We start from the raw sequence: 26178 nt of genomic DNA on the forward strand, positions 1-26178 counted from the left end.
GAAGATAATGGTTTCCTATTTATTGAGTTTTGGGATGGAAAGAGTAATTGAGATTCTTAAGGGGAGCTTTCTATAAAAAGATAGAAAGTAAATACATTCACAAGAAGGGAGCTCAATATGGAAAAATTGCTAATTGAAGGCGGAAGAGCTTTAAATGGAACAATTCGAGTAAGTGGTGCAAAGAACAGTGCCGTTGCATTAATTCCAGCGACAATTTTAGCAGATACTCCAGTAACTATTGGTGGTGTCCCTAATATTTCGGACGTGAAAATGTTAGGAGACTTACTAGAGGAAATTGGAGGGAAAGTAACTTATGGACAGGAGGAAGAAATGGTAGTCGATCCTTCTAACATGGTTGCAATGCCTTTGCCAAATGGAAAAGTGAAAAAATTGCGCGCTTCTTATTATTTAATGGGTGCAATGCTTGGCCGTTTTAAAAAAGCTGTTATTGGGCTTCCGGGTGGATGTCATTTAGGCCCGAGGCCGATTGATCAGCATATTAAAGGGTTTGAAGCGCTAGGTGTACATGTTACGAATGAACAAGGTGCCATCTATTTAAGAGCAGATGAGCTACGCGGGGCACGTATTTATTTAGATGTTGTTAGTGTAGGAGCTACAATTAATATTATGCTAGCAGCTGTACGAGCAAAAGGTAGAACTGTTATTGAAAATGCAGCGAAAGAGCCTGAGATCATTGATGTAGCTACATTGTTAACAAGCATGGGAGCCCGTATTAAAGGTGCTGGTACAGATGTAATCCGAATAGATGGTGTTGACTCTTTACATGGTTGTCACCATACTATCATCCCAGATCGTATTGAAGCTGGTACGTATATGATTCTAGGAGCTGCATCAGGAGGAGAAGTAACGGTTGATAACGTTATTCCTCAGCATTTAGAATCAGTTACTGCAAAGCTAAGAGAAGCTGGTGTTCAAGTTGAAACGAACGATGATCAAATTACGGTGAACGGTAATAGAAAGTTAAAAGTAGTTGATATCAAAACGCTTGTATATCCAGGTTTTCCAACGGATTTACAACAGCCGTTTACGACGCTTTTAACAAAGGCGCACGGGACGGGAGTTGTAACAGATACAATTTACGGTGCCCGTTTCAAACACATTGATGAATTACGTCGTATGAATGCTCAAATTAAAGTAGAGGGTCGTTCGGCAATTGTAACTGGTCCTGTGTTACTGCAAGGTGCAAAAGTGAAGGCGAGTGATTTACGAGCGGGAGCGGCACTTGTTATTGCAGGTTTAATGGCAGATGGAATTACAGAAGTAACAGGACTTGAGCATATTGATCGAGGTTATGAGAATATAGTGGACAAGCTTAAAGGGCTTGGAGCAAACATTTGGCGAGAACAAATGACAAAGCAAGAAATTGAAGAAATGAAGAACGCATAAGTGATACTTCCGCAAGGGGGAAGCGAAGCATCACTACTTGCGGAAGTACACTTTATAGAAAAACACGGTTCACAAAATACGGCAGAAATATAAAGACTTAAAGGAGAGGGATTATCGTGGAAAGAAGTTTATCTATGGAGTTAGTACGTGTAACAGAGGCTGCAGCTTTATCATCAGCGCGTTGGATGGGGCGCGGGAAAAAGGACGAGGCAGACGGTGCAGCAACATCAGCTATGCGTGATGTATTTGATACAATTCCGATGAAAGGTACAGTTGTAATTGGTGAAGGTGAGATGGATGAAGCACCAATGCTATATATCGGAGAGAAATTAGGTACAGGATATGGACCACGTGTAGACGTTGCGGTTGATCCTTTAGAAGGGACAAACATCGTAGCAGCTGGTGGCTGGAATGCTCTTGCTGTTATTGCAATTGCAGACCACGGTAATTTGTTACATGCCCCTGACATGTACATGGATAAAATCGCGGTTGGCCCAGAAGCAGTCGGGGCGGTCGACATTGATGCGCCTATTATTGATAACTTACGTGCAGTTGCGAAAGCAAAAAATAAAGATATTGAAGATGTTGTAGCGACAGTTTTAAATCGTCCACGTCATCAAGAAATTATCGAAGAAATTCGTAAAGCTGGTGCTCGCATTAAATTAATTAATGATGGAGATGTAGCTGGAGCGATTAATACAGCGTTTGATCGTACAGGTGTAGATATTTTATTTGGATCTGGTGGAGCACCTGAAGGTGTATTAGCAGCAGTTGCTTTAAAATGTTTAGGTGGAGAAATTCACGGAAAACTATTGCCACAAAACGAAGCTGAATTAGCACGTTGTAAAAAAATGGGCATAGAAGACATTAATCGTATCCTTCGTATGGAGGACTTAGTAAAAGGTGACGATGCAATCTTTGCAGCAACAGGCGTAACAGATGGAGAACTATTACGCGGTGTTCAATTTAAAGGTAGCGTAGGAACAACGCAATCCCTTGTTATGCGCGCAAAATCAGGCACAGTTCGCTTCGTGGATGGACGTCATAGCTTGAATAAAAAACCAAACTTGGTTATTAAATAAAAAGCGTAAGCAGCTCGTTCAGAATGGGAGGGGGATGGAGCTTCTGACGTAGAGGCGCTTTTTGCCTCGTAGGAAGAAGTGAAGCCACCGACCATTCTAGCTGCTGAAGCTGGATTAAGTAAAAAGCGGAGGTGGCTTGCTCAGAAGGGGAAGACATTGGAACTCCTGACGAAGAGGCGTTTTGTGCCTCGCAGGAAGGGGTGAAATGACTGACCCTTCTAGACACCGGAGCTGGATTAAATAAAAAGCGTAAGCAGCTCGTTCAGAAAGGTTAAAATGGTCGACTTTTCTAACTATCGGAGCTGGAACTAAATTAAATAAGAAGCGAAGACAAATTTTCTTGTCTTCGCTTCTTGTATTTGTGTTCCAACGTATTGATTAAAACTAGATAAAAGGGTTACAATAGTGAATATTACCCTACTTGAACTTATTGCCTTTCATTATTAATTATTTGCCTTCCGTATTTTTTCCCTTTACCCATGAAAAAAGAGAATAACGTTAAAGTGTGGTGTCTGAATGAATTTGTCAATTGCAGCATTAGAAAACATGAAATTAAAAGAGTTATACGAGCTTGCGAAAGAATTTAAGATTTCGTATTATAGCAAATTAACGAAAAAAGAGTTAATTTTTTCTATTTTGAAAGCTCGAGCAGAAAAAGAAGGTTTCTTTTTCATGGAAGGCGTATTAGAAATTATTCAATCAGAAGGATTTGGATTCCTACGTCCTATCAACTATTCTCCAAGCTCAGAAGATATTTATATCTCAGCTTCGCAAATTCGTCGTTTCGATTTACGTAATGGAGATAAGGTTTCTGGTAAAGTACGACCTCCGAAAGAAAATGAACGCTATTTTGGGTTATTACAAGTTGAAGCTGTAAACGGAGATGATCCAGATTCAGCAAAAGAGCGTGTGCATTTCCCTGCATTAACACCATTATACCCAGATCGCCAAATGAAATTGGAAACGGAACCTAAAAAGTTACCGACACGCATCATGGATTTAATCGCACCAGTTGGATTTGGACAACGTGGTTTAATTGTTGCGCCTCCAAAGGCTGGTAAAACAAGTCTATTAAAAGAAATCGCGCATAGTGTTACAACAAATCATCCGGAAGCAGAATTAATTGTACTTTTAATTGATGAGCGTCCAGAGGAAGTAACAGACATTGAACGTTCTGTTAAAGGAGATGTTGTAAGTTCTACTTTTGATGAAGTGCCAGAAAATCATATTAAAGTAGCTGAGCTTGTGTTAGAACGTGCGATGCGTCTTGTAGAGCACAAGAAAGATGTTATCATTTTAATGGATAGTATTACCCGTTTAGCTCGAGCTTACAACCTCGTTATTCCACCAAGTGGTAGAACATTATCAGGTGGTATCGATCCAGCTGCCTTCCATAGACCGAAGCGTTTCTTTGGAGCTGCGCGTAATATTGAAGAAGGCGGTAGCTTAACAATTTTAGCGACAGCCCTTGTTGATACAGGATCACGTATGGACGATGTTATTTACGAGGAATTTAAAGGAACTGGAAATATGGAACTTCACTTAGATCGTTCATTAGCTGAACGTCGTATCTTCCCGGCGATCGATATTCGTCGTTCTGGTACACGTAAAGAAGATCTATTAATTCCAAAAGAACATTTAGACAAGTTATGGGGCATTCGTAAAACAATGCGTGATACACCAGACTTCGTTGAAAGTTTCTTACGTAAGCTTCGTCAAACGAAGACAAATGAAGAGTTTTTACAAAACATTGTTGCAGACTCAAAAAGGTATGTAACAACTAAGTAAAGGGAAAAAATCAGGACTCGCTTATTTTATAGTAAGCGAGTTTTTTATGCTGTTTAGGTGATATTAAAGAGAGAAATAAGTGAGAGAACCTTAGCCAGTCAGAGCTAAACGAGCCGTCTCCACTTTAAGATAATATCGAGCTCCAGCGGCTAAAATCTCCGGTCATTTTGCTCTCTCGCATGAAGCAAAAAGCGCTTCAGGGTCGAGAGCTCCAATGCCCTGCGATTTTGAACGAGCCGTCTCCACTTTAAGATAATATCCAGTTCCGGTGGCTAGCTCTTCGCATCTAAGAACCTTCCGCCCAAAAGGTAAAAAGCACCTTTAGGTCGAAAGAACCTTAGCTGGTCAGAGCTGAGCGAGCCACCTCCACTTTAAATTTAATATCCAGCTCCAGCGGCTAGAATGGTTGGTGGCTTCGCGTCTTCCTACGAGGCAAAAAGCGCCTCTACGTCAGAAGCTCCATCCCCCTCCCATTCTGAACGAGCCGCTTGCGCTTTTAAAATTAAAAAGACAAAAACAGGTAGTTGCAAAATGAAGTTAGCCTTGTTATAATTTCATCATATGTGTTTCATCAATATAGTTGTGTATGCAGCTGAAGATGAAAAACTCTGTTTCGAAAATGATTCAGGGCGGAAGGAGATGAAAAGAATGAAAGCAGGAATTCACCCAGATTACAAGAAAGTTGTATTCATGGACACAAACACAGGCTTCAAATTCTTAAGCGGATCTACTAAAGGATCTAACGAAACTGTTGAGTGGGAAGATGGTAACACTTATCCATTACTAAAAGTTGAGATCAGTTCTGATTCTCACCCATTCTACACTGGACGTCAGAAGTTTGCTACTGCAGACGGACGCGTTGACCGCTTCAATAAGAAATACGGTCTTAAGTAATAAAAACATAAAACAGGCAAGTGTATGTATTCGCTTGTCTGTTTTTTTTGCGAAAATATTATACCTTTACCCTACTTTTAACTGAAAAGTAGATGAAAGGAGAGCTTCATGTACTTAATAAATCAAAATGGCTGGATTGAAGTGATTTGCGGTAGTATGTTTTCTGGCAAGTCAGAAGAGCTAATCCGCCGTGTGCGCCGTACGCAATTTGCAAAACAACATGCAATTGTATTTAAACCATGTATTGATAATCGATATAGTGAAGAAGATGTAGTATCACATAACGGATTAAAGGTAAAAGCAGTTCCTGTTTCAGCTTCAAAGGATATATTTGAACATATTACAGAAGAGCTGGATGTTATTGCAATCGATGAGGTGCAATTTTTTGATGGGGACATTGTGGAAGTGGTGCAAGTATTGGCAAATCGTGGCTATCGTGTCATTGTAGCTGGTTTAGACCAAGATTTCCGTGGTCTACCATTTGGACAAGTTCCTCAGCTGATGGCGATTGCTGAACATGTGACAAAACTACAAGCAGTATGTTCTGTATGTGGATCTCCAGCAAGTCGTACACAACGATTAATTGATGGAGAACCAGCGGCATTTGATGATCCAATTATTTTAGTTGGAGCTTCAGAAACGTATGAACCGCGTTGTCGTCATTGTCATGCAGTACCTGCAAACAAAGATAAGTAAAACTCGCTGCGCAAGGCGGGTTTTTTTCAAAATAGAGAGAATGAGCGGTGTGAGCCGCTTACGCTTTTAAATATATCTAGTTCTGGTGGCTAGCTCTTCGCATCTAAGAACCTTCCGCCCAAAAGGTAAAAAGCACCTTTAGGTCGAAAGAACCTTAGCTGGTCAGAGCTGAAAGAGCCACCGCCACTTTTAAATATAATTTGCGTTTTTTTGAGTAAGTACCATATACTATTTGTATTAGATACTAGGATGTAGAGGTGAATGATGTGTTAGATCGTTTGCAAGCTGTAGAAAATCGTTATGAGAAGTTAAATGAATTGTTAAGTGATCCAGCGATTATTAGTGATTCAAATAAGCTTCGTGAATATTCAAAGGAACAGTCTGATATACAGGAAACGGTAGAGGTGTATCGTGAGTATAAGGATGTTCGTGAGCAATTAAAAGATGCGAAAGCAATGTTAGAAGATAAGTTAGACGCAGAAATGCGTGAAATGGTAAAAGAAGAAGTTTCTGAGTTAGAATCACAAGATAAAACATTATCAGAGCGTCTGAAAATTTTACTTGTTCCAAAAGACCCTAATGATGATAAGAACGTTATCGTTGAGGTTCGTGGAGCTGCTGGTGGAGATGAGGCAGCTTTATTTGCTGGTGACTTATACCGTATGTATAGCCGTTACGCTGAGGTACAGGGCTGGAAAACGGAGATTATTGAGGCTAGCTATACAGAGTTAGGTGGATATAAAGAGATTATCTTTATGATTAATGGTAAAGGTGCTTTCGCGAAGCTGAAATTCGAGAATGGTGCTCACCGTGTACAACGTGTTCCTGAAACGGAATCTGGTGGACGTATTCATACATCTACAGCAACAGTAGCTGTATTACCAGAGGCAGAAGAAGTAGAAATTGATATTCATGAGAAAGATGTTCGTGTTGATACATTCGCTTCTAGTGGACCTGGTGGACAGAGCGTTAATACAACGATGTCAGCGGTGCGTTTAACGCATTTACCGACTGGTGTAGTTGTATCTTGTCAGGATGAGAAATCACAGATCAAGAATAAAGAAAAAGCGATGAAAGTATTACGCGCACGTGTTTATGATAAGTTTAGACAAGAAGCGCAAGCTGAGTATGATCAAAACCGTAAACAAGCTGTTGGTACGGGAGATCGTTCAGAGCGTATTCGTACGTATAACTTCCCGCAAAACCGTGTTACAGACCATCGAATCGGTTTAACGATTCAAAAGCTAGATCAAATCTTACAAGGTAAGTTAGATGATTTCATCAATGCCTTAGTGATGGAAGATCAGGCTCAAAAGATGGAGGCAGCTGAGTAATGCGTGTCTATGAAGCCCTGAAATGGGCTTCTTCTTTTTTACAGGAAAATGGACGAGATGAAAATGCGGGAGAAATTGTCCTTTGTCATGTATTAAAGGTGAACAGAACAGGATTACTTATGAATATGCGTGAAGAAATAACTGAGGATCAAGAGAAAAGCTTTACGGAGTTTATCCACAAGCATGTAGAAGGTATTCCTATTCAATATATGATTGGTTATGAAATGTTTTATGGACGGTCTTTCTTTGTGAATGAAGAAGTATTAATACCAAGACCGGAAACAGAAGAGCTTATAGTGGGAGTATTAGAAAGAATCGAGCGCCATTTTGGTGATGAGAAACTACATGTAGCAGATATAGGTACAGGTAGTGGAGCGATTTCTATTACGCTTGCTTTAGAAAATGAAAATCTTCATGTGTATACAGTAGATATTGCACAAGAGTCGATTGAAGTTGCAAAAGAAAATGCAAAAGCTTTAGGTGCAGAAGTAACGTTCTATCACGGTGATTTATTGTCACCATTTCATAAAACGGGTCAAAAGCTAGATGTTGTTGTTTCAAATCCTCCATATATACCGGAAGAGGATTGGCGTGGTCTTTCTCCTGTTGTGAAAGAGCATGAGCCGAAGAGAGCACTTGTTGGTGGTGAAGACGGATTAGATTTCTATCGCCGTTTTATGGAAGAATTGCCGAATGTGTTGCAGAAGAAAGCGATTGTGGCGTTTGAAATTGGAGTAGGACAAGGTGAGGATGTAAAAAGATTGTTACAACAAGCTTTTCCACATGCTCATGTTGAGGTTGTTTTCGATATTAACGGAAAAGATCGTATGGTATTTGCAGAGATGGAGTAAGGTTCACACCTTACTCTATTTTTTTGTGGAAAAATTCATATAGATTTTGAATTTAATAGTTTAGAAAGATGAAAGTCTGTCCACACTGTTTGTAGAAGGGACGGTGGAGGAAATGAAAAAACAAGTTATTGCTTATCTTCTTATACTATTAATTGGTGCACAGTTACTTGTGCAGTTTGGATATATGAAAGCTGATGCGAAAGGGCCTTCAGTTATTCCGAAAGAGGCCGTTCGATTACGAATTTTAGCAAATAGTGATTCAGATAAAGACCAGGCATTAAAGCGTAAAGTGCGTGATGAAGTAAAAGCACAAATTGATGGGTGGGTAGCGGATTTAACTTCATTTGAAGAGGCACGCAAAGTAATTCAAAGTCATATTCCAGAAATCGAGAAAACGGTGGAAAATACGTTAAAAAGAGAAGGAAGTAAAGATTCATTTCAAGTGAAATTTAGTAAGAATGTAAAGTTTCCTACAAAGGTATACGGGAATTTTATTTATCCAGCAGGAGAATATGAAGCAGTATTAATCACAATTGGAGAAGGTGAAGGGGCGAACTGGTGGTGTGTATTATTTCCACCAATGTGTTTCTTAGATTTTTCGAGCGGGACAGCTGTAAGAAAAGAAGAGCACGTTGTGAAGGCGGAATCTCCTGAAGAGGAGCAGGTGAAACAACTAGATGAGGAAGTAATAGATAAAGAAGAGAAGAAAGTAGATAAGGTAAAAGAAACGAAAGCTGTAAAGCAGGAAGTAGTAAAAAAAGTAACAGCTTCTGAAAAGAAAGTAGTAAAAAATGAAACAAAAGTCGAAGAGCAGCCTGTAAGTAAAGAAGAAATAAAAACTGTGGAAAAAGTGGAGAAACCTGTGGAGAAAAAACAAGAAAAGCAAAATGAGTATGTAAAAGTAGAAGAGGAAGAAGAAAAGCCAGAAGTTAAATTGTTTATTGTAGAAGCTTTTACATCTTTATTCTCTAAATAGTACTATTAATAAATCCCTCTTCATATATAAAAATGAGGAGGGATTTATTATGAAGAAAGTGTATTTTGCTACGAAAGCAGATGTGGAAAGATTACATTCTTTTTTCGGACAAGCTAATAAAAAAGATGATAAAATAAATGAGTTGTACGCACAATTTATGATTTTGGAAGAGGCGGAAGAAATACGAGCTGTAATTGGTTATGAACGAAGTGGGGAAGATGTGCTTATTCGTTCTTGTTTATTCACACCTCATGTGGATAAACAGACTTTCTTATATTTTTTTGAAATGTTTTTGCAGTATATGAAAGAAAAAAGTGTTCAACAATTGTACTTACTAACAAATCATCCACAATCTGTACCGATCTTTCAGTTTTTTGACTTTTTTACTATAGAAAAGGATGAGGTTCCAGAGGGAATTCAACAACTAGAACATTTTTGTAAAAATATAAAAGAGCAGAATGCAATAATACTAAATTGTCAGCTATTCACAAAGTTATCCACGGATTAATTAGGTTTATCCACATTTTGTGGATAAACCTTGTTTGTCTTTTGGATAAATCTCATAGTAAACTAAAAATATACAAGTATTTAAGGGTAGAAAAGGACGTGGAAAAAAATGCATACAAACATGTGGGTTGTGGATAATGTTGTGGAAAGAAAAAAATATTATCCACAGTTACAAGAAGCAGCAAAATTATTAAGAGAAAATGAGGCGGTTGCTTTCCCTACGGAAACAGTATATGGGTTAGGTGCAAATGCGATGGATGATGAAGCAATCGCGAAAATTTTCGAAGCGAAAGGAAGACCGAGTGATAATCCACTCATTGTCCATATAGGTACAAAATCTCAGTTAGATGGGATTGTGAAAGAAATTCCACCAGTTGCAGAGAAGTTAATGGCGCATTTTTGGCCAGGACCATTAACAATTATTTTGCCGAGAAAAGAAGGGATTTCAGAGAAGGTGACGGCAGGACTTAATACGGTTGGAGTAAGAATGCCTGATCATCCAATTGCACTTGCTCTTATTGAAGAGGCGAATGTACCTGTTGCGGCACCAAGTGCGAATCGTTCAGGGCGTCCAAGTCCAACATTAGCTTCTCACGTATATGAAGATTTGAATGGGAAGATTGCAGGTATTGTTGATGGTGGTGCAACTGGAGTAGGCGTTGAATCAACTGTAATTGATTGTACAAGCGCGGTTCCAACAATATTACGTCCAGGTGGGATTACGAAAGAACAATTAGAAGCGGTGATAGGTACTGTTTCTTTAGATCCAGCTTTAAAGGATGAGAAGGAAAAACCGAAATCGCCTGGAATGAAATACACACATTATGCCCCGAAAGCACCACTTAGTATTGTTGAGGGCTCACGTGAGTTTATTCAGCATCTTGTGGATGAGAAAAAGGAAGAAGGATTTAAAGTAGGCGTATTAACGACAGAAGAGTATCAGCATGTATATAGTGCAGATGTTATATTATCTTGTGGTGTTAGAAGTGACTTAGCTAGTGTTGCGACTAAATTATATGATGTACTTAGAACATTTGATGCAAGTGAAGTGGATGTTATTTTTAGTGAGTCATTCCCTAATGAAGGAATAGGGAATGCAATTATGAATCGTTTAACAAAAGCGGCAGGACATCATATTATTATTGAATGATAAGGTAAGATTAGCAAACAGAATATTTCTCCTTGGATAAGCATATTGTGAAGTAGCACGTCCAAGGAGGGGCATGAATGACGTTTGAACAGCTAATACCTTTAATAATTATGGCATTCGCCTTAGGGATGGATGCGTTCTCGGTGAGTCTTGGTATGGGGATGATACCCCTAAAGTTAAGACAAATCCTGTATATTGGTATGACGATAGGGATATTTCATATTATTATGCCGTTTATAGGAATGGTACTAGGTCGTTTTTTATCAGAGAAGTATGGAGATATCGCACATTTTGCGGGTGCTATTTTATTAATCGGACTAGGGTTTTATATCGTATATTCGAGCATTTTACAAAATGAAGAGACTAGAACAGCCCCTATTGGAATTAGTTTATTCGTATTTGCATTTGGCGTCAGTATAGATAGTTTCTCAGTAGGACTTAGTCTTGGTATTTATGGGGCACAAACAATTATTACGATTTTACTTTTTGGATTTGTTAGCATGTTATTAGCGTGGATGGGTTTATTAATTGGGAGACATGCGAAAGATATGCTCGGTACATATGGTGAGATAGTAGGTGGTATCATTTTGGTTGGGTTTGGATTATATATCCTTTTTCCTATATAATTTTATGTAGGAGGGAATTATGAACAAGCTATTGGAATGGTATGTTAAATTTTTGACCTTCTATCCTCGATGGCTAAGAAGACTTATAATTTGGGGTATTATTTTGCAAATTTCGATGTTAGGTTGGATTAAGTTAATTCGTGAATGGTGAGATAGTTCCTTTCTGTGAATATTTTGTTTGTACTATATTTATTGCGCTAAAAATTACAGATATAGAAAGGATGAGATGAATGACGAGATTGAAGCAAGTTTTTGGTATTATTATTAGTTTTTTTGTTTTTTGGTTTAGTATGCTTGGTGTACAAATGTTTGCTGAGTTTTTAGATATTGAGTCATTGAAATTTGTTGCGGGAAAGACTGAGGCGGCGCGTGCCTTTTACTCTCCGTACCCGTTTTTAATTGTTTTTCTTATTACATTGCTTTCCCTATACTTCTTCGTAATTAAGCTAGGGAAGCCGAAAAAAGAGAAAATGCCTACTTTAGAGGAAAAGAAGGAAGAATTACAATGAGAAAATCCCCTGCTAAAAAGCAGGGGATTTTATATTTGAGTGATGGGAGGAATCTAGCCGCCTTGCTTTTAAATATATCCAGCTCCAGCGGCAAGCTCTTCGCATGAAGCAAAAAGCGCTTCAAGGTCGAGAGCTTGAAGTGTCCTGCGATTCTGAACGAGCCGCTTCCGCTTTTAGATATTATCCAGTTCCAGTGGCCAGCTCTTCGCATCTAAGAACCTCCCGCACGAAAGGTAAAAAGCACCTTTTGTGCGAGAGAACCTTAGCTGGTCAGAGCTAAACGGGCCACTTCCACTTTTAAATATTATCCAGCTTCAGCGGCTAGAATCTCCGGTCATTTCGCTCTCTCGCATGAAGCAAAAAGCGCTTCAAGGTCGAGAGCTTGAAGTGCCCTGCGATTCTGAGCGAGCCGCTTCCGCTTTTAGATTGGCCTAACCAATTCAAATTGTTCTCCTAATTTTGCATAGTTGTGTCCTGCTAGGCGGCTTATTGGTTTGAGTCCTTCGGCGTGAATGCGCCCTTTTTCATATAGATGTTCGGCAACGTGGAAACGAACGACGCGTCCAATTAGTAGATCACAAGCTGGTGAGTCTTCCGTTCCGCCAAGTGGAATTGCACGTTCTAATACGCATTCCATTCGAATATTTGCTTCTTTTACACCTGGAACAGAGATGACTTCACTTTCGATTGGTGTTAATTTTGCTAGTTCAATTTCACTTTCATTTGACGGGAGGTTAGCTGCTGTTTCGTTAATTGCTGCTACATATGATTCGTCAGAAATATGTACGACAAATTCTCCTTTTTCAATTGCGTTTCGGGAAGTGTCCTTTCTTTCTCCGGCTTTTCGTTGTACAGATACTGAGATAAGTGGTGGATTAGCAGCGACAATATTGAAATAACTATATGGTGCTCCGTTTAGTACGCCTTCTTTTGTTACAGAAGTAACGAATGCGACAGGACGAGGGATGATACTTCCAGTAAGTAATTTGTAATTATCTTTTTCAGTTTGTTCATTTGGATTAATGGATAACATGCTTGTAATCCCCTTTCTAAATATGAATACTTATTGTTTGTTTACAAGATAACGATGAGAAAATCCTGCTGGAAATAATATTTTGTTTCATAAAAAGAACTTACTTCAATTGTAATGAAGTAAGTTCTTTTTTCAAGAATCTCAAATTTGAGATAAAAATTAAAGTAAAACGTATGCGCCAGGTCCGATTAAAGCTACACCAACAGCGACAGCGATTAACATTAAGTTATATTCATATCCGTTTTGTGTTACCCAGTAACCATTTTTTCCGTGAACAGTGAAGATAGCCATTAACATTGTTCCAACGATAAATAATGAACCAACTACAATGAAAATACCTGATGCAAATAAGAAACCACCTAGTAATTCAGTTGCGCCAGCCATAAATGCCATAAATACACCAGGACGTAAACCGATTGACTCCATCCAGCCACCTGTTCCTTTTAAACCGTAACCGCCGAACCAACCAAATAATTTTTGAGCGCCATGACCCATGAATGTAATTCCTATAATAAGACGAATAATAAGTAGACCGAAATCCATCATTTTTAAAAACCTCCTAAAAGTTATTAACTTACCTTACGTAAGTAATAATAAAATAGTTACTTACTTTAGTCAAGTGAATTTCGAAAAAAGTTTGAATTAAATTTTACAAATTAACAACAAAAAATAAAATGTAGTAAAGACCTCTAGACAAGTTGGGCAAAAAAAGAGAAAATATAAATAGAAGTTAACTTCTAATTGTTATTCAGACAATCAGAATTGACTGGAATTTTGTGAAGCGCTACAATAAGAGTCTATTAGTAATGACGTAATTTATTTCGAAAGCGTTTTTACAGTATAATATTCGAAGTATGAAGTCTTACATGTATCCCGAGCTTTACTAGGGATTGCCCTATAAACTTTTAGGTAAATTATAAGGAGGACTATCCTATGTTTAAAAAATTATTCGGTCTTGGTTCAAAAACAAATGAAGAAACAATCGTAGCTCCATTAACTGGAGCAGTGAAAAATATTGAAGAAGTACCAGATCCAGTATTTGCTGGTCGTATGATGGGTGACGGTGTTGCAATCGATCCTACTGAAGGTGTAGTTGTATCTCCAGTTGATGGTGAAATCGTACAATTATTCCACACAAAACATGCTATCGGAATTAAAGCGAAAAACGGTACAGAAATTTTAATCCACGTTGGATTAGAAACTGTAAAAATGGAAGGCGAAGGTTTCGAAGCTCACGTTTCTGAAGGCCAAGCTGTAAAAGCTGGAGATAAATTAATCTCATTCGACTTAGAATTAATCCGTGAAAAAGCGAAAAGCACAATTACTCCAATTGTTATTACAAACACAGATGCAGCTGAGTCTATTAAGACAACTGTAGGCGTAGCAGCTACAAAAGGTTCAACAGAAGTAATGAAAGTTACAATGAAATAATTGCAATATAAGAGGAATCCGTTTCGTATGAAATGGATTCCTTATTTTTGTTGCATGTTCAGCATGTATGTTAAAATACTCTAGGCACTTGGAAATAGGGTTTCACATATATGTGGATAAGGCTCATTTTTCTTAGAAAAAATATAAGAGAAATGCGCCTTTTGTATATTCACATTTCTTTTGTTCTATTCTAATGTAAGTTATGATGAATGGTAAGAAATCGAATATAGGGGTGGGTTTGAATGAAACGAGTGTTATTTGTTTGTACTGGCAATACATGTCGTAGTCCAATGGCTGAGGCGTTGCTTCGTCATCACGGAGGAGATAAGTTTGAAGTGCAATCTGCTGGTGTTTTCGCCTATCCTGGGAGCGATGCATCGGTACATGCGAAGGAAGCTTTAGCTGAAAAAGGAATTTTAATTGATCATGCGGCGCAGCAAGTAAATGAAACTTTGCTTGATTGGGCTGATATTGTTGTAACGATGACAGAAAACCATAAACAAATTGTACTTGGGCATTATCCGAGCGTTGAAAAGAAATTAAATACGTTATATGGATTAACTGAAGGTATAGGCAAGGACATTTCAGATCCATTTGGAGGCTCGCTTTCTATTTATAAAGAAACGTTAGATGAGATGGAAAAACTTGTACAAACTTTACTGAAAAAACATTCAGTAGGTTGATGTTTCGTGTATAATACGATATTGGAGATCACTTCTTCCTATATGAGGTAGCGAGTGTGAAATGAAGATAATTGATTGAAACTTTGGAGGGGTAAAAATGAAAGTAGTAATAGCATCTGATCACGGCGGTATGAATATCCGCAAAGAACTTGTAAGTTTATTAGAAGAGTTAAATATTGAATATGTTGATTTAGGTTGTGAATGTGAAGCTGGTTCTGTTGATTACCCTGACTTTGCGTTTCCAGCAGCTGAAATGGTAGCGAATGGTGAAGTAGATCGTGGTATTTTAGTTTGTGGGACAGGCATTGGTATGTCAATCGCAGCAAACAAAGTAAATGGTATCCGTTGTGCGTTAGTTCATGATACTTTCAGCGCGAAAGCAACGAGAGAGCATAATGACACTAACATGCTAGCGATGGGCGAGCGTGTAATTGGTGCTGGTCTAGCGCGTGATATCGCGAAAATCTGGTTAACAACTGACTATGAAGGTGGTCGTCACGAAAACCGCGTAGGAAAAATTAAAACATACGAAACAAAGTAATAGATTCTAACTATCAGTAGTGTGAAATATAATTTGGTGAACCAACCTGTGAAAGGAAGAGGCGTAATGACAGAAATCGTAAAGGTAAGAGAACAGCTACAAATGTCGCTTTCTGATTTCCAAGAACAAGCTTCATTACAAAGCGGTCAAATTTTTGTAGTGGGTTGTAGCACGAGCGAAGTGCTAGGCGAAAGAATTGGAACATCAGGAACGATGGAAGTAGCAGAGGCGATTTTCTCTGAGTTAAAACAATTTCAAGAGCGAACAGGTATTGAATTAGCGTTTCAATGTTGTGAGCATTTAAACCGTGCTTTAGTAGTTGAGAGAGAAGTAGCGATAAAATATCAATTTGAAATTGTAACAGTTACGCCTGTTAGATCAGCAGGTGGTGCATTGGGGACATACGCGTATCACAATTTGAAAGATCCGGTAGTAGTTGAGTTTATTAAAGCTGATGCAGGAATGGATATTGGTGATACATTTATCGGTATGCATTTAAAGCATGTAGCTGTTCCGGTTCGTACAAGTGTGAAGGCAATTGGAAGTGCGCATGTAACGATGGCCAAAACACGTGGAAAACTAATTGGTGGAGCGCGTGCTGTCTATGCGGCAGTGGAAGAGACTACCACTTGCCGTTAAATATGAGAAATTAGGAAGTCATATAGTAACTGTTTATCATAAGATAAAAGGTATGTTGTCTGACTTTATAATAGAAGAAAGAAAAGACCGATTTTCGGTCTTTTTTTTCTTTTATGATATAGAAAGTCATGTTAGAATGTAGTTGAAAACATGAAGGTTCGAAAGAATTACAACCTGAATTTTCGTTTTTTCTGAATAAATAAGAAAAAACTGTTGGGAATCGATGTAATTCGTTCAGAAAAGGGGGATTTTGGTGGATCATTTAAAACGTCAAGATGAAAAGGTATTTGCTGCAATTGAGGCAGAACTAGGAAGACAGCGTTCAAAGATTGAGTTAATTGCTTCGGAAAACTTCGTAAGTGAAGCAGTAATGGAGGCACAAGGTTCTGTTTTAACGAATAAGTATGCTGAAGGATATCCTGGAAAACGTTACTATGGTGGCTGTGAACACGTAGACGTAGTAGAAGATATCGCACGTGATCGCGTGAAAGAAATTTTCGGCGCAGAGCACGTAAATGTTCAACCACACTCTGGTGCACAAGCGAACATGGCAGTATACTTTACGATTTTAGAGCAAGGCGATACAGTACTTGGTATGAACTTATCTCATGGTGGTCACTTAACACACGGAAGCCCTGTTAACTTCAGTGGAGTACAATATAATTTCGTAGAATATGGCGTGGATGCTGACTCTCACCGTATTAATTACGATGATGTATTAGCAAAAGCGAAAGAACATAAACCAAAATTAATCGTTGCAGGTGCAAGTGCATACCCTCGTGTTATCGATTTCAAGCGATTCCGTGAGATTGCAGATGAAGTGGGCGCTTATTTAATGGTTGATATGGCACATATCGCTGGTTTAGTAGCTGCTGGTTTACACCCAAATCCAGTACCACATGCACATTTCGTTACAACGACAACACATAAAACGTTACGTGGTCCGCGTGGTGGTATGATTTTATGTGAAGAGCAATTTGCAAAACAAATTGATAAATCAATCTTCCCTGGTATTCAAGGTGGTCCACTTATGCACGTAATCGCTGCAAAAGCTGTTGCATTTGGTGAAGCACTTCAAGATGATTTCAAAACATATGCACAAAATATCATTAACAATGCGAACCGCTTAGCTGAAGGTCTTCAAAAAGAAGGACTTACACTTGTTTCTGGCGGAACAGACAATCACTTAATCTTGATTGATGTTCGTAACTTAGAAATCACAGGTAAAGTAGCAGAGCACGTATTAGATGAAGTTGGTATTACAGTGAACAAAAATACAATTCCATTTGAAACAGCAAGCCCATTTGTAACAAGTGGTGTACGTATCGGTACAGCAGCTGTAACATCTCGTGGTTTCGGTTTAGAAGAAATGGATGAAATTGCGTCACTTATTGCTTATACATTAAAAAATCATGAAAATGAAGCTGCATTAGAAGAAGTACGTAAGCGTGTAGAAGCGTTAACTAGCAAATTCACAATGTATCCAAATCTATAATAGATTGAAGAAGACTGCCGAGACTTAATTGTTTTGGCGGTCTTTTTTGTGGACATATATTATTTTTAAAGTATGTATACAAATGATGAATAAATTTTGGCGATATAATGAAGGATACAGCTCCCATAATTGGTAAAGATACTAGATAGATTCATCGTAAAATCATGATTTTGCCAAATTTGCCCTTGAATATTAGTAGCGTTTTCTTTACAATCGTAAATAGTGTAAAAAAGCGTGCAAACGCATGAATATCATCTAAAGGAGAGATTCACATGGGAAAACTGTATGTATTTGATCACCCGTTAATTCAACATAAGATTACATATATTCGCGATAAGAATACAGGTACGAAAGATTTTCGTGAATTAGTGGACGAAGTAGCAAGTTTAATGGCTTTCGAAATTACTCGCGACCTTCCACTTAAGGACATTGAAATTGAAACACCTGTAAGCAAAGCGACAACAAAAGTGATCGCTGGTAAAAAACTTGGTTTAATTCCGATTTTACGTGCAGGTTTAGGAATGGTTGATGGAATTCTGAAATTAATTCCAGCAGCAAAAGTAGGACACGTTGGTTTATACCGTGACCCTAAAACATTGCAACCGGTAGAATACTATGTGAAACTTCCAACGGATGTAGAAGAGCGTGACTTTATCGTACTAGATCCGATGCTAGCAACAGGTGGTTCTGCGGCTGAAGCAATTAACTCTCTGAAAAAGCGCGGTGCGAAACAAATTAAATTAATGTGTATCGTTGCAGCTCCAGAAGGGGTAAAAGTAGTACAAGAAGAACATCCTGATGTTGATATTTATGTAGCAGCATTAGATGAGAAATTAAATGACCACGGATATGTAGTACCAGGTCTTGGTGATGCTGGTGACCGTTTATTCGGAACGAAGTAAGACAACTGACGAGCAGGGGAGATTTCCCAGCTCGTCTTTTTTGTTGTAAGCAAGTAGGGGAGGGGGAGAGGATAAATATACATCGTATATACAACATAAGTTGCATACACCTCACATATAATATAGAAGTCTTACGTCTGAGGAACACTATATTATGGAAGAAAAGCGTTATATCTCGAAAATATAATAGTGACAAACTTGTGAACATTTCCTTCTATTATAAAGAGAAAACTGTTAGAAATTGCATATATGTAACCAGTATTTAGAAGGGGAACGTTTTCATTTTTGGGAGGAAATGCCTAATACTCAAATTTTTAGATTTTTTACGATTTCTCGTTGACACTGTTAATACCCTATTGTATGCTAACAACGGGGATAGATGGTAGGGCTTTCAGTGACAAAATTACATCTATTCCGTGACGAAAATGTAAATTTTTTGTTTTGTATAGGATTTATGCAAAAAAATGAGTTATTATTAACACATCGTGAATGAGGGTTACATATTGGAGGGATGAATCCTTGCAAAAAAACGATCGCAGCCATATAAAAGCTTATGCTTTAATGTCAGGTATTCTTGCTCAATTAGTCGGTTCTATTCTTGTTGGAATCTTTGGTGGGCAGTGGATTGATAATAAGGTTGGAACGTTTCCGTTGTTTCTTATTATAGGGTTATTACTCGGACTAGGAACAGGGGTATACGCAATGATTCGACTCATTCGACATTACTATTCGGGAGAGCAATGATGATAGACGTACATGGACTTGTCCAAAGACAAAAGAAATATATGTACTACTTGCTTGCGCTTCTAGTGCTAGGATGGGGATTTACCTCTTACAAGGATGTATTTCTTGGACTGATTATCGGGACGATTTTCAGTTTTCTTAGTTTGCGCATCATTGCACGTAGAACAGACAAGCTGCTAGATCGCGTAACAAATGGAGAAAACGTGAAGTTCAAGGCAACAGCGGTAAGTACATATTCAAGATTCGCCACGATTGGGTTATTAATTTTATTTGCAGCCAAATATCAAGAGTTAATCGCGATGTGGGGCCTAGGTGTAGGATTGCTGACAGGATACCTTGTCATGATCATAGATTTTCTTTATTTAGAGTATAAGAGCAGGGAAGAGAGGTGAATTACTAGTGGAACACGGTAAATTAGTTGAATTTCTAGGTTTAACGTTCGATTTGTCATCAGTTATGATGGTTACTGTAGCAGCAGTTATTGTTTTCTTAATCGCTGTTATCGGAACTCGCAGCTTAGCTCTTCGCCCAACCGGGATGCAAAACTTCATGGAATGGGTGTTTGACTTCGTGAAAGGGATTATCAATAGTACGATGGACTGGAAAACAGGTGGACGTTTCTTAACGCTTGGCGTTACGCTTATCATGTTTATCATCGTATCGAACTTCCTTGGTTTACCATTCATGTATTCAGCAACTGAAGCTGGCGAACATATTGCATGGTGGAGATCACCAACGTCTGATCCAGCAGTTACATTAACATTAGCCGTGATGGTAGTTACCCTCACCCATTATTATGGAATTAAGATGAAGGGTACGAAAGAGTACGTAAAAGGTTATTTCCAACCTATGAAATTCTTATTCCCATTAAAGGTTATTGAGGAGTTTGCTAACACATTAACGTTAGGTCTTCGTTTATTTGGTAACATTTATGCAGGTGAGATCTTATTAGGATTACTTGCTAAGTTGGGCGGAGCATCAGTCCTTGGGGCATTAGGTGCGCTTGTACCAATGTTAGCATGGATGGGATTCAGTGTATTCGTTGGTTCAATCCAGGCATTTATTTTCGTTATGTTAACGATGGTTTATATGGCTCATAAAGTAAGCCATGACCATTAATATAATTTAAGTAAGAAAAAATTTATTTTTTTATAATACAAAGGAGGACAAATTAAATGAGTTTAGGTGTAATCGCAGCTGCAATTGCAATTGGTTTATCAGCATTAGGTGCAGGTATTGGTAACGGTCTTATCGTATCACGTACAATCGAAGGTGTTGCTCGTCAACCAGAATTAAAAGGCGCACTTCAAACAATTATGTTCATCGGGGTTGCTTTAGTTGAGGCACTTCCAATCATCGGTGTAGTTATTGCATTCATCGTAATGAACAAATAAGGGAGACTCCCCTTACATAGATGGCGAAGAGTGTTTTTCCGAACTTTCTTCGCCATTGCTTTATGAATGAAACGTATGTCTTTTTTTTCATATGATCAATTTAGATATTTTGAAGGGAGTGAATCCTTGTGCCAACTTTATTATTAGGTGCTGCCATTCCATTTGGAACGATTGCTTATACATTGTTCATTTTCTTACTTCTATTAGTAATGCTACGCAAATTTGCGTGGGGTCCTTTAATGGGAATTATGAAAGAACGTGAAGAGCATGTTACTAATGAAATCGACGCTGCAGAAAGAAGTAATGCTGAGGCGAAGAAGTTAGTAGAAGAACAACGTGAAATGTTAAAACAATCACGTGTTGAAGCACAAGAGTTAATCGAAAGAGCGAAAAAGCAAGCTGTAGATCAAAAAGATGTTATTGTTGCTGCTGCGAAAGAAGAAGCAGAATCAATTAAAGCATCTGCTGTACAAGAAATTCAACGCGAAAAAGAGCAAGCAATTGCTGCTTTACAAGAACAAGTTGCTTCTTTATCTGTTCAAATTGCTTCTAAAGTAATTGAAAAAGAATTAAAAGAAGAAGATCAAGTGAAGTTAATTCGCGATTATATTAAAGAAGTAGGAGAAGCGCGATGAGCAATGGGATTGTAGCAAAACGTTATGCTGTCGCTCTTTTTAAAATTGCTAAAGAAAAACACGTATTAGAAATGTTTGAAGAGGAATTACGCCTTGTACAAAACGTTTATGTAAAGAACGGAGAACTACATAGCTTTTTAACGCAACCGAACATTTCAAAGGAACAAAAGAAAACGTTTCTTGCAAACGTATTCGGATCTGTTTCTGAATCTATTTTAAATACGTTATATATTTTAATTGATAACAAACGCATTGATATCTTACCTGAAATTGCAGATGAATATGTTGTTCTTGCTAATGAAGAACGTAACGTAGCGGATGCAACTGTATATTCTACTCGTCTTCTATCAGAAGAAGAGAAGCTTAACATTGCTGAAGCATTTGCAAAGAGAACGGGAAAAGATGCAATTCGCGTGAAAAATGTTGTAGATGAAGATTTACTAGGCGGAATTAAAGTACGTATTGGAAATCGCATTTATGACGGAAGTTTACAAGGAAAATTAGCACGTATTCAGCGTGAATTAATGAAGAATAGATAGGGGTGAAGCACATGAGCATCAGAGCTGAAGAAATTAGCGCACTGATAAAGCAACAAATCGAGAACTATCAGTCTGAAATCGAAGTTAGTGATGTTGGTACAGTTATCCAAGTTGGTGACGGTATCGCGCGTGCTCATGGTCTTGATAACGTAATGGCTGGTGAACTTGTAGAGTTCTCTAACGGCGTTATGGGACTAGCACAAAACTTAGAGGAAAACAACGTAGGTATTATCATTTTAGGACCTTACACAGAAATTCGTGAAGGTGACGAAGTTCGTCGTACTGGTCGCATCATGCAAGTACCGGTAGGAAAAGAACTAATTGGTCGTGTTGTAAACCCATTAGGTCAACCAGTTGATGGTTTAGGCCCAATCAATACAACAAACACTCGTCCAATCGAAAGTCCAGCACCAGGTGTAATGGATCGTAAATCTGTTCATGAGCCACTTCAAACAGGTATTAAAGCGATCGATGCTCTTGTACCAATTGGCCGTGGTCAACGTGAGTTAATCATCGGTGACCGTCAAACTGGTAAAACAGCGGTTGCACTTGATACAATCATTAACCAAAAAGATGAAGATATGATTTGTATCTATGTAGCAATTGGACAAAAAGAATCAACTGTACGTAACGTAGTAGAAACACTACGTAAGCACGGTGCATTAGAGTACACAATCGTTGTAACTGCATCTGCTTCTCAACCAGCTCCATTATTATACCTAGCTCCTTACGCTGGTGTAACAATGGGTGAAGAGTTCATGTACAATGGTAAACACGTATTAGTAGTATATGATGACTTATCAAAACAAGCAGCGGCTTACCGTGAGCTGTCATTACTATTACGTCGTCCTCCAGGTCGTGAAGCTTACCCAGGGGATGTATTCTACTTACATTCTCGCTTATTAGAGCGTGCAGCAAAATTAAGTGATGCAAAAGGCGGCGGTTCTTTAACTGCACTACCTTTCATCGAAACACAAGCAGGGGACGTATCAGCATACATCCCAACAAACGTAATTTCTATTACGGATGGACAAATCTTCTTACAATCTGACCTATTCTTCTCTGGCGTACGTCCAGCGATCGATGCGGGTACTTCTGTATCTCGTGTAGGTGGATCTGCTCAGATTAAAGCAATGAGTAAAGTATCAGGTACACTTCGTCTTGACCTTGCATCTTACCGTGAGTTAGAAGCGTTCGCTCAGTTCGGTTCTGACCTTGATAAAGCAACTCAAGCGAAATTAAACCGTGGTGCTCGTACTGTTGAGGTATTAAAACAAGGATTACACAAACCATTACGTGTAGAGAAACAAGTTATCATTCTTTACGCTTTAACACGTGGATTCCTAGATGATATCCCAGTAGTAGATATCACTCGTTTTGAAGAAGAATTCCATGCTTGGTTAGATTCTAATGCGACTGACTTATTAGAAGAAATCCGCACAACTAAGAAACTTGCGGATGACGACAAATTTGCAGCAGCAATCAATGGATTTAAAAAAGTATTTGTAGCTTCTGAATAATAAAAGCGGAAGCGGCTCGTTCTGAATGTGAGGGGGATGGAGCTTCTGACGAAGAGGCGGTGTTTGCCTCGTAGGAAGAAGTGAAGCCACCGAGCATTCAAGCCGCTGGAGCTAGATAGTATATATAAAAGGCATCTCGGGCTCTGAGATTGCTAAAGGTCATGTAAAGGAAAAGAGTAGGTGCACCTATTCTTTTCCTTCAATCATGAGCAAGAATATCTTGCAACGTAGATTAGGAAGAGGATTCTTACTAATCGTGCCAACTTCCGGAAAAAAGGTGGTGAAAACCTGTGGCATCTTTACGCGATATAAAAGCGAAGATTAACTCGACAAAGAAAACGAGTCAAATTACGAAAGCGATGGAGATGGTATCTGCATCTAAGTTAAACCGTGCAGAGCAAAATGCTAAATCTTTCGTTCCGTATATGGAAAAGATTCAAGAAGTAGTAGCGAGCATTGCGCAAGGAAGCAAAGGGATTAATCATCCAATGCTAAATGCGCGTCCTGTAAAGCGTACAGGATACATCGTTATTACGTCTGATCGCGGACTAGCAGGTGGTTATAACAGTAACGTATTACGTACAGTAAGTAACGTAATTCGTGAACGTCATAATATGGATTCAAACCAATATTCTATTATTGTGCTTGGACGACTAGGACGTGATTATTTAAAACGTCGCGGCTTTAACATTATTGATGAAGTAGTTGGATTATCTGACCACCCATCATTTACTGATATTAAAGACCTTGCTTCTCGAGCAATTGCGATGTTCGCAGATGGTGCTTATGATGAGCTGTACATCTACTACAACCATTACGTAAGTAAAATTTCACAAGAGGTAACGGAAAATAAAATTTTACCGCTTACTGATGTGGCGTCTGACAAACCGACGACAGCTTATGAATTCGAACCTTCTGAAGAAGAAATTTTAAAAGTACTATTGCCACAATACGCAGAAAGCTTAGTGTACGGTGCATTACTAGACGGTAAAGCAAGTGAACACGCAGCGCGTATGACAGCAATGAAGAGTGCTACAGACAACGCAATGGAAGTTATCGATTCACTTACACTTTCATTCAACCGTGCGCGTCAGGCAGCGATTACGCAAGAAATTACGGAAATCGTTGGTGGAGCAGCAGCGTTAGAATAGTATTAAAAGGCGGAAGCGGTTCGTTCAGAATGAGAGGGGGATGGAGCTTTTGACGTAGAGGCGATTTGTGCCTCGTAGGAAAAAGCGAAGCCACCGAACATTCTAACCGCTGGAGCTAGATTCAATAAAAAGCGGAAGCGGCTCTGTCAAAAGAGTCGCGTAAGCTATAAACCAATAAAAAATTAAAAGCTAGCTGCTCGTAGAAAGTTGGCTAATTAAAAGAAAGCTAGGAGGGAACCCGATGAATAAAGGGCGCGTTACGCAAATCATGGGTCCGGTTGTAGACGTTAAGTTTGATGGCGGAAAGCTACCAGAAATCTACAACGCCCTTACGGTAAAACAAAGCAACGAAAACGGAAGTATTAACTTAACATTTGAAGTTGCACTTCATTTAGGTGATGATACAGTTCGTACAGTTGCGATGTCTTCCACAGATGGACTTGTTCGTGGCACAGAAGTAGAAGATACTGGTAAACCAATCTCTGTACCAGTTGGTGATGTAACACTTGGTCGCGTATTTAACGTATTAGGTGATGCAATTGACTTAGATGGTGAGGTTCCTGCAGATGTACATCGTGATCCAATTCACCGTCAAGCACCTGCATTCGAAGAATTATCTACTAAAGTAGAAATTCTTGAAACTGGTATTAAAGTAGTAGACTTACTTGCTCCTTACATTAAGGGTGGTAAGATCGGCCTATTCGGTGGTGCCGGCGTAGGTAAAACAGTATTAATTCAGGAATTAATTAACAACATCGCACAAGAGCACGGTGGTATCTCTGTATTCGCTGGTGTAGGTGAGCGTACTCGTGAGGGTAATGACTTATACCACGAAATGAGCGATTCTGGCGTAATCAAGAAAACTGCGATGGTATTCGGACAAATGAACGAGCCACCTGGAGCACGTCAACGTGTTGCATTAACAGGTTTAACAATGGCTGAGCATTTCCGTGATGAGCAAGGACAAGACGTACTTCTGTTCATCGATAACATTTTCCGTTTCACGCAAGCGGGTTCTGAAGTATCTGCCCTTCTTGGTCGTATGCCATCTGCGGTAGGTTACCAACCAACACTTGCAACAGAAATGGGTCAATTACAAGAGCGTATTACATCTACAAATAAAGGGTCTATCACGTCTATCCAAGCGGTATATGTACCAGCCGATGACTATACTGACCCAGCACCAGCTACAACGTTCGCTCACTTAGATGCAACAACAAACTTAGAGCGTCGTTTAACGCAAATGGGTATTTACCCAGCCGTAGATCCATTAGCATCTACATCTCGTGCACTTTCTCCAGAAATCGTAGGAGAAGAACATTATGAAGTAGCTCGTCAAGTACAGCAAACTTTACAACGTTATAAAGAGCTTCAAGATATCATCGCTATCTTAGGTATGGATGAGTTATCTGAAGAAGATAAGTTAGTTGTACATCGTGCTCGTCGTATTCAATTCTTCTTATCTCAAAACTTCCACGTAGCTGAGCAGTTTACAGGTCAAAAAGGTTCTTACGTACCTGTAAAGAATACAGTTAGTGGTTTCAAAGAAATTCTAGAAGGAAAATATGATGACCTTCCAGAAGATGCATTCCGCTTAGTAGGTGGCATTGAAGAAGTTATTGAAAACGCGAAGAAAATGATGGCGTAAGGC

31 protein-coding genes are annotated in these 26178 nt (G+C 38.8%); 29 read left to right on the forward strand and 2 right to left on the reverse strand.

Going from position 1 to position 26178, the window contains the following annotated elements; all coding sequences use genetic code 11:
• Positions 1-117 precede the first annotated feature (117 nt).
• The 13 genes from murA to QCI79_RS14310 all read left to right on the forward strand — a co-directional run bounded on the left by murA (position 118) and on the right by QCI79_RS14310 (position 11820).
• A complete protein-coding gene (gene murA, locus QCI79_RS14250) occupies positions 118-1407 on the forward strand; it encodes a UDP-N-acetylglucosamine 1-carboxyvinyltransferase (protein WP_021727737.1) in 1290 nt (429 codons plus the stop codon).
• A 116-nt stretch (positions 1408-1523) separates the two neighbouring features.
• Entirely contained in the window at positions 1524-2489 is a 966-nt protein-coding gene (gene glpX, locus QCI79_RS14255) for a class II fructose-bisphosphatase (RefSeq protein WP_000442340.1), read from the forward strand.
• A gap of 516 nt (positions 2490-3005) precedes the next feature.
• On the forward strand, positions 3006-4277 hold the full coding sequence (gene rho, locus QCI79_RS14260; RefSeq protein WP_001053903.1) for a transcription termination factor Rho: 1272 nt from the start codon (positions 3006-3008) through the stop codon (positions 4275-4277).
• A gap of 648 nt (positions 4278-4925) precedes the next feature.
• The gene (locus QCI79_RS14265) at positions 4926-5171 is read left to right on the forward strand and encodes a type B 50S ribosomal protein L31 (RefSeq protein WP_000643433.1); all 246 of its coding nucleotides are present in this window, start codon (positions 4926-4928) and stop codon (positions 5169-5171) included.
• A 108-nt stretch (positions 5172-5279) separates the two neighbouring features.
• Positions 5280-5867, forward strand: a complete 588-nt coding sequence (locus QCI79_RS14270; protein ID WP_000280860.1) for a thymidine kinase — start codon at positions 5280-5282, stop codon at positions 5865-5867.
• A 266-nt stretch (positions 5868-6133) separates the two neighbouring features.
• Positions 6134-7201: a peptide chain release factor 1 gene (prfA, locus tag QCI79_RS14275; RefSeq protein ID WP_000887064.1), complete on the forward strand. Its 1068-nt coding sequence runs from the start codon at positions 6134-6136 to the stop codon at positions 7199-7201.
• Positions 7201-8052: a peptide chain release factor N(5)-glutamine methyltransferase gene (gene prmC, locus QCI79_RS14280; RefSeq protein ID WP_001267055.1), complete on the forward strand. Its 852-nt coding sequence runs from the start codon at positions 7201-7203 to the stop codon at positions 8050-8052. The genes prfA and prmC overlap by 1 nt, the downstream gene beginning before the upstream one ends.
• Positions 8053-8164: 112 nt before the next feature.
• Positions 8165-9028: a stage II sporulation protein R gene (gene spoIIR / locus QCI79_RS14285; RefSeq protein WP_000745063.1), complete on the forward strand. Its 864-nt coding sequence runs from the start codon at positions 8165-8167 to the stop codon at positions 9026-9028.
• A 49-nt stretch (positions 9029-9077) separates the two neighbouring features.
• A complete protein-coding gene (locus QCI79_RS14290; protein ID WP_000758446.1) occupies positions 9078-9536 on the forward strand; it encodes a GNAT family N-acetyltransferase in 459 nt (152 codons plus the stop codon).
• Between the two features lie 108 nt (positions 9537-9644).
• Positions 9645-10685 carry an L-threonylcarbamoyladenylate synthase gene (locus QCI79_RS14295; RefSeq protein ID WP_000557351.1) on the forward strand — a complete coding sequence of 347 codons (1041 nt, stop codon included), beginning with the start codon at positions 9645-9647 and terminating at the stop codon, positions 10683-10685.
• Positions 10686-10762: 77 nt separating this feature from the next.
• Positions 10763-11311: a manganese efflux pump MntP gene (locus tag QCI79_RS14300; protein WP_000142463.1), complete on the forward strand. Its 549-nt coding sequence runs from the start codon at positions 10763-10765 to the stop codon at positions 11309-11311.
• A gap of 19 nt (positions 11312-11330) precedes the next feature.
• Positions 11331-11462 carry a hypothetical protein gene (locus QCI79_RS14305; protein WP_001037636.1) on the forward strand — a complete coding sequence of 44 codons (132 nt, stop codon included), beginning with the start codon at positions 11331-11333 and terminating at the stop codon, positions 11460-11462.
• Positions 11463-11541: 79 nt separating this feature from the next.
• The gene (locus QCI79_RS14310) at positions 11542-11820 is read left to right on the forward strand and encodes a DUF3935 domain-containing protein (RefSeq protein ID WP_000197472.1); all 279 of its coding nucleotides are present in this window, start codon (positions 11542-11544) and stop codon (positions 11818-11820) included.
• A 421-nt stretch (positions 11821-12241) separates the two neighbouring features.
• Here the strand turns inward: QCI79_RS14310 and QCI79_RS14315 are convergent, their stop codons facing one another.
• Both QCI79_RS14315 and QCI79_RS14320 read right to left on the reverse strand, forming a co-directional pair.
• Positions 12242-12853 (reverse strand): flavin reductase family protein, encoded by a 612-nt coding sequence (locus tag QCI79_RS14315; RefSeq protein WP_021727550.1) that lies wholly within the window; start codon positions 12851-12853, stop codon positions 12242-12244.
• Between the two features lie 159 nt (positions 12854-13012).
• Entirely contained in the window at positions 13013-13399 is a 387-nt protein-coding gene (locus QCI79_RS14320; protein WP_000968616.1) for a DoxX family protein, read from the reverse strand.
• 387 nt (positions 13400-13786) lie between these two features.
• On the opposite strand from QCI79_RS14320, the gene QCI79_RS14325 reads away from it, so the two are divergent.
• From QCI79_RS14325 to atpD, 16 genes are all read left to right on the forward strand, one after another.
• Positions 13787-14284 carry a PTS sugar transporter subunit IIA gene (locus tag QCI79_RS14325; protein WP_000473665.1) on the forward strand — a complete coding sequence of 166 codons (498 nt, stop codon included), beginning with the start codon at positions 13787-13789 and terminating at the stop codon, positions 14282-14284.
• A 242-nt stretch (positions 14285-14526) separates the two neighbouring features.
• Complete coding sequence (locus QCI79_RS14330) at positions 14527-14967, forward strand: low molecular weight protein arginine phosphatase (protein ID WP_000832369.1); 441 nt, start codon at positions 14527-14529, stop codon at positions 14965-14967.
• A gap of 97 nt (positions 14968-15064) precedes the next feature.
• On the forward strand, positions 15065-15508 hold the full coding sequence (rpiB, locus tag QCI79_RS14335; RefSeq protein ID WP_000869547.1) for a ribose 5-phosphate isomerase B: 444 nt from the start codon (positions 15065-15067) through the stop codon (positions 15506-15508).
• 66 nt (positions 15509-15574) lie between these two features.
• A complete protein-coding gene (locus QCI79_RS14340) occupies positions 15575-16147 on the forward strand; it encodes a TIGR01440 family protein (RefSeq protein ID WP_000136381.1) in 573 nt (190 codons plus the stop codon).
• 253 nt (positions 16148-16400) lie between these two features.
• On the forward strand, positions 16401-17642 hold the full coding sequence (gene glyA, locus QCI79_RS14345) for a serine hydroxymethyltransferase (protein ID WP_000349807.1): 1242 nt from the start codon (positions 16401-16403) through the stop codon (positions 17640-17642).
• A 272-nt stretch (positions 17643-17914) separates the two neighbouring features.
• Positions 17915-18544 carry a uracil phosphoribosyltransferase gene (gene upp / locus QCI79_RS14350; RefSeq protein ID WP_000517539.1) on the forward strand — a complete coding sequence of 210 codons (630 nt, stop codon included), beginning with the start codon at positions 17915-17917 and terminating at the stop codon, positions 18542-18544.
• Positions 18545-18923: 379 nt separating this feature from the next.
• A complete protein-coding gene (locus QCI79_RS14355; RefSeq protein ID WP_000232962.1) occupies positions 18924-19037 on the forward strand; it encodes a DUF4024 domain-containing protein in 114 nt (37 codons plus the stop codon).
• A gap of 26 nt (positions 19038-19063) precedes the next feature.
• Complete coding sequence (locus QCI79_RS14360) at positions 19064-19288, forward strand: AtpZ/AtpI family protein (RefSeq protein WP_001171223.1); 225 nt, start codon at positions 19064-19066, stop codon at positions 19286-19288.
• A complete protein-coding gene (locus QCI79_RS14365) occupies positions 19288-19680 on the forward strand; it encodes an ATP synthase subunit I (RefSeq protein ID WP_000567600.1) in 393 nt (130 codons plus the stop codon). Before QCI79_RS14360 ends, QCI79_RS14365 begins: the two co-directional genes overlap by 1 nt.
• 7 nt (positions 19681-19687) lie before the next feature.
• Positions 19688-20407, forward strand: a complete 720-nt coding sequence (atpB, locus tag QCI79_RS14370; protein WP_000399871.1) for a F0F1 ATP synthase subunit A — start codon at positions 19688-19690, stop codon at positions 20405-20407.
• 56 nt (positions 20408-20463) lie between these two features.
• Entirely contained in the window at positions 20464-20682 is a 219-nt protein-coding gene (atpE, locus tag QCI79_RS14375) for a F0F1 ATP synthase subunit C (protein WP_000052064.1), read from the forward strand.
• A 128-nt stretch (positions 20683-20810) separates the two neighbouring features.
• A complete protein-coding gene (gene atpF, locus QCI79_RS14380) occupies positions 20811-21317 on the forward strand; it encodes a F0F1 ATP synthase subunit B (protein WP_001142618.1) in 507 nt (168 codons plus the stop codon).
• Positions 21314-21856, forward strand: a complete 543-nt coding sequence (gene atpH / locus QCI79_RS14385; RefSeq protein WP_000064683.1) for a F0F1 ATP synthase subunit delta — start codon at positions 21314-21316, stop codon at positions 21854-21856. Before atpF ends, atpH begins: the two co-directional genes overlap by 4 nt.
• An 11-nt stretch (positions 21857-21867) precedes the next feature.
• Positions 21868-23376, forward strand: a complete 1509-nt coding sequence (gene atpA / locus QCI79_RS14390; RefSeq protein WP_000027518.1) for a F0F1 ATP synthase subunit alpha — start codon at positions 21868-21870, stop codon at positions 23374-23376.
• A 290-nt stretch (positions 23377-23666) separates the two neighbouring features.
• On the forward strand, positions 23667-24527 hold the full coding sequence (gene atpG / locus QCI79_RS14395; RefSeq protein WP_000157696.1) for a F0F1 ATP synthase subunit gamma: 861 nt from the start codon (positions 23667-23669) through the stop codon (positions 24525-24527).
• A 241-nt stretch (positions 24528-24768) separates the two neighbouring features.
• Positions 24769-26175 carry a F0F1 ATP synthase subunit beta gene (gene atpD, locus QCI79_RS14400; protein WP_001032593.1) on the forward strand — a complete coding sequence of 469 codons (1407 nt, stop codon included), beginning with the start codon at positions 24769-24771 and terminating at the stop codon, positions 26173-26175.
• Positions 26176-26178: the final 3 nt, after the last annotated feature.

The sequence above is a fragment of the Bacillus cereus group sp. MG1 genome, from assembly GCF_040460035.1.
Lineage (GTDB): Bacteria > Bacillota > Bacilli > Bacillales > Bacillaceae_G > Bacillus_A > Bacillus_A cereus.